At 73.7% G+C, this 8639-nt stretch carries 7 protein-coding genes; 1 reads left to right on the top strand and 6 read right to left on the bottom strand.

The features are described 5' to 3' along the window. From Pma05_RS22190 to pdhA, 5 genes are all read right to left on the bottom strand, one after another. Positions 1–2090: hypothetical protein (locus tag Pma05_RS22190; RefSeq protein WP_203859373.1), on the bottom strand; the 2090-nt coding region annotated here is incomplete at its 3' end. A 360-nt stretch (positions 2091–2450) separates the two neighbouring features. Further along, positions 2451–2588: a hypothetical protein gene (locus tag Pma05_RS22185; protein ID WP_203859372.1), complete on the bottom strand. Its 138-nt coding sequence runs from the start codon at positions 2586–2588 to the stop codon at positions 2451–2453. Positions 2589–2826: 238 nt separating this feature from the next. Beyond that, the gene (locus tag Pma05_RS22180; RefSeq protein WP_203859380.1) at positions 2827–4287 is read right to left on the bottom strand and encodes a dihydrolipoamide acetyltransferase family protein; all 1461 of its coding nucleotides are present in this window, start codon (positions 4285–4287) and stop codon (positions 2827–2829) included. A gap of 5 nt (positions 4288–4292) precedes the next feature. Beyond that, on the bottom strand, positions 4293–5282 hold the full coding sequence (locus Pma05_RS22175) for an alpha-ketoacid dehydrogenase subunit beta (RefSeq protein WP_203859371.1): 990 nt from the start codon (positions 5280–5282) through the stop codon (positions 4293–4295). Further along, on the bottom strand, positions 5282–6466 hold the full coding sequence (pdhA, locus tag Pma05_RS22170) for a pyruvate dehydrogenase (acetyl-transferring) E1 component subunit alpha (RefSeq protein WP_203859370.1): 1185 nt from the start codon (positions 6464–6466) through the stop codon (positions 5282–5284). The genes Pma05_RS22175 and pdhA overlap by 1 nt, the downstream gene beginning before the upstream one ends. A 485-nt stretch (positions 6467–6951) precedes the next feature. Between pdhA and Pma05_RS22165 the strand changes: the two genes are divergently transcribed. Next, positions 6952–7764, top strand: coding sequence for a hypothetical protein (locus Pma05_RS22165; RefSeq protein WP_203859369.1), 813 nt, complete (start codon positions 6952–6954; stop codon positions 7762–7764). Between the two features lie 18 nt (positions 7765–7782). On the opposite strand, the gene Pma05_RS22160 is transcribed toward Pma05_RS22165, so the two are convergent. Next, entirely contained in the window at positions 7783–8478 is a 696-nt protein-coding gene (locus Pma05_RS22160; protein WP_203859368.1) for an NUDIX hydrolase, read from the bottom strand. Positions 8479–8639 lie beyond the last annotated feature (161 nt).

Below are 8639 nucleotides of genomic sequence, written 5' to 3'. Positions count from 1 at the left end.
CCCGCCGGTCCGGGGCCGCCAAAGCGGTCCTGTTCGGGCTGTCCGGGTCCACCGAACCGGTCCTGTTCGGGCTGTCCGGGCCCGCCGAACCGATCCTGTTCGGCCTGGCCAGGGCCGCCGAAGCGGTCTCCGTCGAACGGGGCCGGCCCATTCGGACCGGGTCCGTCCACCCCGATCCCACCCTGGCCGGGCATGCCGCCGGGACCCATCAGATCGGCGAAGGGCGACCCGCTCGACGGGCGGTTCGGGGTGTCGGACTGCGGTGCCCGGGCGCCGGGAACGGCTACCCGGGTCGCCGGTGGGTCGTCGGGGAAACCGTCGCCGTGCTCGCCCGGCCCGGGCTGGACCGGTGGCGCACCGTAGACCGTCGGGCCGGCCTGCCGCGGGTCGGCGCCACCCGGCCGGTCACCGTCCCAGCCACCGCCGGGCCCGCCACCCGGGCGATCGCCGTCCCAGCCGCCAGGCCCGGCCGGCGACCCCGGTCGACCGGCGTCCCAACCGCCTGGTCCACCGGCCGGACCCGGCTGCTGGTCGGGCTCGTCGGCGCTGGCCGGGCGGCCGTACACCCGGGGCTTCGGCGCCGGTACCGAGGCTGCGGCGGCCAGGTCGGCGGGCGGCAGTACGCGGCTGGCCGCCGGTACCGCGGCACTGCCGGCGACGGCCCGGCCGGTCTGCCGGTCGGGTGAGCCCGCCGACTCCGGCTGCCCCGGCACACCGGGTACGGAGACCCGGCCGCCGACCGCCGAGTCGGTCGGTACCCGGGGCTGCGGTACGACCGATGCGGCGCCGGGCGTGGGTGCGGGCGACTGCGGTGCCGCCTCGGGTGCCCCGGCCGCCCAGCCACCCGGCTCCCGCGCCGACGAGCCGTACTCGCCCGGCGCCTGGCGCCCAGCGGGCGGCGAATAGTCGGCCGGTGGCGACGCCGCCAGGCTGGCCCCGGGAATCCGGGTCTCCTGCGGCGGCAGCGGTACGGCGTTCCCCGGCGAGATCCCCGGCGCCGGACGCGGCTGGTACGCCGGCCCGTCCGGCTCCCGCCGCTCGAACTCGGGCTCCCGCCGCTCGAAGTTCGGCTCCCGCCGCTCGAAGTCCGGCTCCCGCCGGTCGAACTCGGGTTCACGCCGCTCGAAGTCGGGCTCGCGCCGGTCGAACTCCGGCCGGGACGGCTCGAACGGGCCGGGTCGGCCGTCGCCGGGTCCCGCCGACCAGGTCGGCGTCTGGGGCGCCCAGCCGGACCCCTGCGGCGCCTCCGACTCGGCGGGGTGGGAATGGTCGGCGGGGCGTGGTGGATAGTCGCTCGGCGGCCCGCCGGAGTCCGGACGGGACCCGGAATCCGCCCGGGACGATCCCGAGCCCCATGCTTCGGCCGCCGGCCACGGCTCACCCTCGGGAATGGCGGGGCGGTTGATCGGCGGATAGCTCGGCGGCTCGGCGGGTTGGGCGGGGCTGCCGGGTGCTGCCGACGGATAGGCGGGGCTGCCCGGCGCTGCCGGCGGGTACGCCGGGGCACTGTATTGCTGGGCGGGGTAGCCCGAGGCGCCGCCGGCCGACGGGTCCGGATAGCCGGACGGCCCGGCGGGCGAGCCGGGCTGGTTCGGATAGCCCTGCGGGCCGGCGGACGGGCCGGAGCCGGGCGGGAATCCCGGCGGGCCGCTGGACGGCTCGGCGGGCTGGCCGGCACCGGTCCAGCGCGGCGGGCTGGACTGGTTGGGCCGGCTTCCCCACTCCGGCGGGAAGCCCGAGCCCTCCGAGGGCGTCGACGGTGCGCCGGCCGACTCCGGGGGCGGGCCCCACGGGCCGTCCTGGCGGGGGCCGGGCGTGCCCGGGGCGTCGCCCGGAGCTGCCCAGCCGGCCGGGCCGGGGTGGCCCGGGGCACCGTCCGGTGATTCGTTCCAGGCCACCGGCGCGCCGGCCCGCCCGGCGGGCGGCGGCGGAGCCCAGCCGAAATCGGCCGGTGGCGTACCAACGGAACCCTGGGGCGGGAACCGGTCGTCGTCGGGTGGTGCGGGATTGCCGTACGGGGCTGGGCCTGCGGCGCCCGGCGCAGCCTCGTCCGGCCATCGGCCGGGGTGCTGCGGATCCTCGGACGTCATGCGCGCGCCTCCTCCATCACATGTCGGCCGCGCCGGTCTCACGCGCCGATCGCCAGCCAGATTGCCGGCGACTCCGGCGTGACACCGGGCTGGGCAAGCTCCCCGCACGGTAGCCGGTCCAGGCCGGCACCGCCCGGGCAGCGCGGGTCGTCGGGCCCGGTCGTCCAGGGCGGGCCGAACTGGGAACTGTTCGGTGCACGTCCTACCGGCCGGTCGGGGCGACGACCGAGCCCACCGTACCGGGCGGTGTCGCGGGGGCGGTACTCCGGTGGCGTGCGGGTGGGAAACACCGACGGCCCGTCCGGAGCGCTCCGGACGGGCCGTCGGTGTGGTGCGGAGGAGGTGAGGAGTCTGTCGAGGTCAGCCGTAGAAACGCTGCGCGGCGATCAGGATCTCGTCACGGACAGCCGGCGAACTGGTCGCCCGCAGTGCCCGCTCGATCGCCCGCGCGCGGCGTGCGCTGTTCCGGCGGTTACGAAGTCGGTTGAGCATGCTCATGGTGTCGCGCCCCCTGGCTATTCGGTTGTGGTCCGCGTCTGATGTGTCTATTGAACCTCGCGGACCTCCCGCCTGCCAGCGATTATTAGGTGAGCTGAGACACCGGCCGAAGAATCGAAGGTCCAGGAGCCAACCAGGCGACGGTTCTTCGTAACCCTACGGAAACGGCCGGTGTGCCCGGGAGTAACCCGGGGCACATCGGCCGCGTCGTACCAGAGGTGTTTCCGTGTGGTGCGGGTCAGGTCCAGCCGAGCAGCGCCGCCTCCGGATCGGCCAGGAAGTCGCCGACGTCACGCAGGAACTTCGACCCCAGCTCGCCGTCGATGATCCGGTGGTCGAAGGAGAGCCCCAGGGTGGTCACCTGGCGGACCTTGACCTTGCCCTTGTGCACCCAGGGCATCTCCCGGACCGCGCCGAAGGCGAGGATTGCCGACTCGCCCGGGGGCAGGATCGGCGTACCGGTGTCGACGCCGAAGACGCCGACGTTGGTGATGGTCAGGGTGCCGCCGGACATGTCCGCCGGAGCCGTCCGCCCCGCCTTGGCGGTCTGCACCAGCGCCGTCATCGCGTCCGCCAGCTCGCGCATCGTGAGCCGTCCGGCGTCCTTGATGTTCGGCACGATCAGGCCGCGCTCGGTCGCCGCCGCGATGCCCAGGTTGACGTACTCCTTGACGACGATCTCCTCGCCGGCCCAGGTCGAGTTGACCATCGGGTACCGGCCGACCGCCAGCAGCACGGCCTTGGCGACCAGCAGCAGCGGGGAGACCCGGACGTCCTGCCACTCCCGTCGCTTGCGCAGCCGGTCGAGCGCCTTCATCGAGCGGGTCACGTCGACCGTCAGGAACTCGGTGACGTGCGGCGCGGTGAACGCCGACGCCACCATGTTCTGTGCGGTGAGCTTGCGCACGCCCTTGACCGGGATCCGCTGCTCCCGATCCGGCCCGAAGGCCGGCGCCACCGTGCCCGGGCCGGCCGGCGCCGGCTCGGCCGCCGTCGCCACCCCGCTCGCCGCCAGGTGTACGTCGTCCCGGGTGATCGAGCCGAGCGGCCCCGACCCGGTCAGGGTACGCAGGTCGACCCCGAGATCCTTGGCGAGCTTGCGTACCGGCGGCTTCGCCAGCACCAGTCCACCCGGTGCGGAGACACTCCCGCCGCTCCGGGGTGCCGGTGCGACAGCCGCCGGACGCACCGGCTCGGGAGCCGCACGCACCGGCTCAGGCGCCGCGACCGGTGCCGGGGCAGCCACCGGTACACCGTTCGAGGCTGGTACCCCGGCACCCTTGCGCGGGCGGCGCTTGGCGGCGCCGGTCTTCGGGCCGTACCCGACCAGCACCGCCGTCCGGCCACCCGGAGCGGGCCCGCCGATCAGGCCGGGCTCGACGGCGCCCTCGGCGGGCGCGATCTCGACGGCGGCCAGCGAGGCCGCCGACGGCTCCGGCAGGTCACCGGCGCCCGGGTCGGTGTCCACGGCGAAGATCGGCGAGCCGACGTCGACCACGGTGCCCTCACCGTGGAAGATCGCGGTGATCTTCCCCGCCCACTTCGCCGGGATCTCGACCGCCGCCTTCGCGGTCTCGACCTCGACGACCGGCTGGTTCAGCTCGACGATGTCGCCGATCTGGACCAGCCACTTGAGGATCTCGCCCTCGGTCAGCCCTTCGCCGAGGTCCGGCAGGGGGAACTCCCGTACCCGTGACATCCCGCTCACCAGCCGAAGGTGCGGTCGACGCCGTCGAGCACCCGGTCGAGGTTGGGCAGGTAGTCCTCCTCCAGCCGGGCGGCCGGGTAGGGCGTGTCGAAGCCGGTCACCCGGAGCACCGGGGCCTCCAGCGAGTAGAAGCACTCCTCGGTGATCCGGGCCGCGATCTCGGCGCCGAGGCCGAGGTTGCCGGGGGCCTCGTGCACCACCACGCACCGCCCGGTGCGCTTCACCGACTCGTAGACCGGGCCGAGATCCAGCGGGGAGAGGGTACGCAGGTCGATGACCTCCAGGTCCCGACCGTCCTCCTCGGCGGCGGTGGCCGCCTCCATCGCGGTACGCACCATCGGCCCGTACGCCAGCAGGGTGGCGTCCCGGCCCGGCCGGACCACCCGGGCGGAGTGCAGCGGGTACGCGTCGCCGAGCGGGGCGTCCAGGTCCACCTGCCCCTTCTCGTGGTAGCGCCGCTTCGGCTCCAGGAAGATCACCGGATCGTCCGAGGCGACCGCCTGCTGGATCATCGTGTACGCGTCCTGCGGCGACGAGCAGGCCACCACCTTCAGCCCGGCGGTGTGCGCGAAGTATGCCTCCGGGGACTCCGAGTGGTGCTCGACCGCGCCGATGCCGCCGCCGAACGGGATCCGGATGACCATCGGCACCCGTACCTTGCCCTGCGAGCGGTAGTGCATCTTCGCCACCTGCGACACGATCTGGTCGTACGCCGGGTAGACGAAACCGTCGAACTGGATCTCGCAGATCGGCCGGTACCCCCGGATGGAGAGCCCGACCGCGGTGCCGATGATGCCGGACTCGGCGAGCGGGGTGTCGATCACCCGGTTCTCGCCGAAGTCCTTCTGGAGGCCGTCGGTGATCCGGAAGACGCCGCCGAGCTTGCCGACGTCCTCGCCCATGATCACGACCTTGGGGTCGTGCTCCAGCGCGCGGCGCAGGCCGCGGTTGATCGCCTTGCCCAGGGTGAGGGTCTCGGTGGCCATCAGTGCACGCTCCCCTCGAACGAGTCCAGGTAACGGGCGGTGAACTCGCGCTGCGCGTCCACCTCGGGCGAGCCGTTCGGAAACACGTGGTCGAAGAGGGTCAGTGGCTCGGGGTCGGGCATTTCGAGGACCCGCTCCCGTAGCCGCAGCGCCTCCTGCTTGGCCTGCTCCTCCACCTCGGCCAGGAACGTGTCGTCCGCGATGCCCTGCTTGGTGAGGAATGCCCGGACCCGTGCGATCGGGTCCTTCGCCTGCCACGCCTCGACCTCGCTGGCGATCCGGTAGCGCGTCGGGTCGTCCGTGGTGGTGTGCGCCCCCATCCGGTAGGTGTACGCCTCGATCAGGGTGGGGCCCTGACCGTGCCGCGCGTTGTCCAGCGCCGCCCGGGTCACCGCGTACGTGGCCAGCACGTCGTTGCCGTCCACCCGTACGCCGGGGAAGCCGAATCCGGCGGCCCGCTGGTAGAGCGGGATCCGGGTCTGCCGCTCCAGCGGTTCGGAGATGGCGTACTGGTTGTTCTGGCAGAAGAAGACGATCGGGGCGTTGAAGACGGCCGACCAGATGAACGCCTCGTTCACGTCACCCTGGGCGGAGGCGCCGTCGCCGAAGTAGGCGATCACCGCCTCGCCGTCGTCGGTGCCGGTCTTGCCGTCCATGTTCACGCCCATGGCGTAGCCGGTGGCGTGCAGGGTCTGCGCCCCGATGACGATCGTGTACATGTTGAACTTGAACTCGTTCGGGTCCCAGCCGCCCAGGTCGACGCCGCGGAACAGGCCCAGCGGCATGATCGGGTCGATGCCCCGGCAATAGAGCACGCCGTGCTCCCGGTAGGTCGGGAAGGCCATGTCCTGCGGCCGTAGCGCCCGGCCCGAGCCGACCTGCGCCGCCTCCTGGCCGAGCAGGCTGGCCCAGATGCCCAGCTCGCCCTGCCGCTGCAACGCGGTCGCCTCGGCGTCCAGCTTGCGGACCAGCACCAGGTCCCGGTAGAGGCCCCGGTATTCCTCGTCGGTGAAGTCGACGCGGTACTCCGTACCGTCGGACCAGGTGACCTTGTCGATCCGGTCGCCCTCCGGCGTGAGTAGTTGCACCAGGTCACCGGTACCGGGGGATTTCCCGCCAGACCGTGCGGACCGGGGTGTGGCTCGCCTGCCGCGGGCCGTACCCGCAGGATCGCCCTTCGCCATCCCTATCTCCCTGTCGTTCGTGCGTCGGCACCGGGGGTGTCCCGACCGCGCAGCTCGTGCGCCCGACCCGGCTGGTGCCGGAGCGGGGGTGGCTGCCGCGCCTGTCCCCGGTAGGGGTAGCCACGCGGCGTGAACCAGATTCTGGCCGAGCCTGGTCCACCGAGCGCCGGCACCACGTCCTGCCTGCCGCGGGGGTGCGCGAAGGTCGCGGCCGCGTTGCCGTCGGCTCCATATTCGCAGAGCAGCCCGGTACCGCTACAGGTCGGCCTCGGTCGGATCCGAGCCACCGCCGGCTTCGCACCACATCAACCGATTTGATCGGGTACGAACCTCGGGTCGGCCGAAACTCGGTCGCTGACACGCTGTGTGACGCTGGCCAACACAGGGTTACTCCGCCACTGTATGTAGCGGCGGCGTCACCGTCGCCGAGGTCCGTTCCACCCGGCCGCAGCCTGGCCCGCGCCGCCGACGACGAGGAGTTTTCCGTGCCCAACCACGGTTTCGAGCCCCCGGCTCCCGTGCTGCTGGCCCGGCACCGCCGGTCCGGCGGCGCGCACGTCGGATATCGGAGGGTGACCGGGGTGCACCGGGCGGAAGGGCTCGGCCGCCCGGCCCGCCGGTACCTCTTCACGGTCGCCCTGCTGGCCGGTACCTCCTCGTTGCCGATCCTGGCCGCGATCGGCAGCGGCTCGGCGACCGTCTCCGACGGGATGCGCCCGGCCGACGCCACCCCGTTCGTCCCGCCGCCGGCCGGTGCGCCGCCGGAGGTGCTGCCGAGCCACCCGACCGTGCCACCGCCGGTGGAACCCGGCCAGGCCGGTACGGGCGCCAGGTCCGAACGGGCCGGCTGGCTGCCGTACCCCGTCCCGCCCGGCGCCGTGCCCGTACCGGCCGGAAGCGAACCCGGTCGGCTGCCGCCGCCGGTCGACCCGCCGGCCGCGAACGAGCCGGAGCTGCCCGGTACGCCGGTACCGCCGACCGTCGACCCGCCGAGCCAGTCGCCGGAACCGTCCCCGCCGCCGGAACCGTCGCCCACACCGTCACCGTCACCGGACTCCCCGACCGGGGCGCCGACCACCGCGCCGACATCCGCGCCGTCCGGTACCGCCGCACCGGCGCCGACCGAGCCGTCCCCGTCCCCGTCCCCGTCGCCGCTGCCGACCAGCCCCGCGCCCACGCCGGGCGCGACGGCCTCGGCCGGCCCGACCACCACCCCGGGACCGACCGGCCACCCGGCCACCCCCGCCCCGACCCCCGCACCGGTACCCAGCACTCCGCCGGCGGCGCCGGCATCCTGAGCAGCGGGTCGCGGCGGTTCAGCTCCGGGCGACCGAGGGGCGGAGCATCGGCGGGTGCAGCAGTTCGGCCGGCCCGCGCCGGAAGAGTTGGGCGGGCCGCCCCCGATCACCCTCGGTGACCCGGCCGGCCGGCTCCACGAAGCCGGGAGTACCGGTGACCTTGCGGTGGAAGTTGCGCGGGTCCAACCGGCTGCTCCAGACGGTCTCGTAGACCGTACGCAGTCGGGCGATGGTGAACTCCGGTGGGCAGAAGGCGGTGGCCAGCGGGGTGTACTCCAGCTTGGCCCGGGCCCGTTCGAGCCCGTCCGTCAGGATGGCGTCGTGGTCGAAGGCGAGTTGGGCGTCGGCGACCCGGGACACCGGGAGCCAGTCCGCCGCCGCCGCGTCCGTACCGGCCACCGGTGGCGGTAGGTCCGGCAGCAGCGCCAGGTACGCCACGGTGACCACCCGACCCCGCGGGTCCCGTTTCGGCGACCCGTACGTGCCGAGCTGTTCGAGGTGGCCGATCGGCTCGGGAACTCCGGTCTCCTCGGTCAGCTCCCGGGCAGCGGCGTCCGGCAGGTCCTCGTCGAACCCGACGAACCCGCCAGGCAGCGCCCAGCGATCCTGGTACGGGGGCACGCCGCGGCGTACCAGCAGGATGCAGAGTTCGTCCGCCCGCACGGTGAGGACCACCAGGTCGACGGTGACGGCGAACGGCGGAAATTCGGCCATCTGAATTATCACCACCTTGACGAGAAGCTACCACAGTGGTTATCGTCAGTAGGACGAGAAAGGATTCGGTCCCGTACCCAAGGGGCGGACCGAACTACCGGGACAAGGTCGTCGACCGGCAACGACGGCCTTCGGCGGCGCTGGCCTCCGGGCCAGCGCCG

The organism is Plantactinospora mayteni (genome assembly GCF_016862935.1).
GTDB classification, from domain to species: domain Bacteria; phylum Actinomycetota; class Actinomycetes; order Mycobacteriales; family Micromonosporaceae; genus Plantactinospora; species Plantactinospora mayteni.
This window is presented reverse-complemented; position numbering and strand designations above follow the sequence as displayed.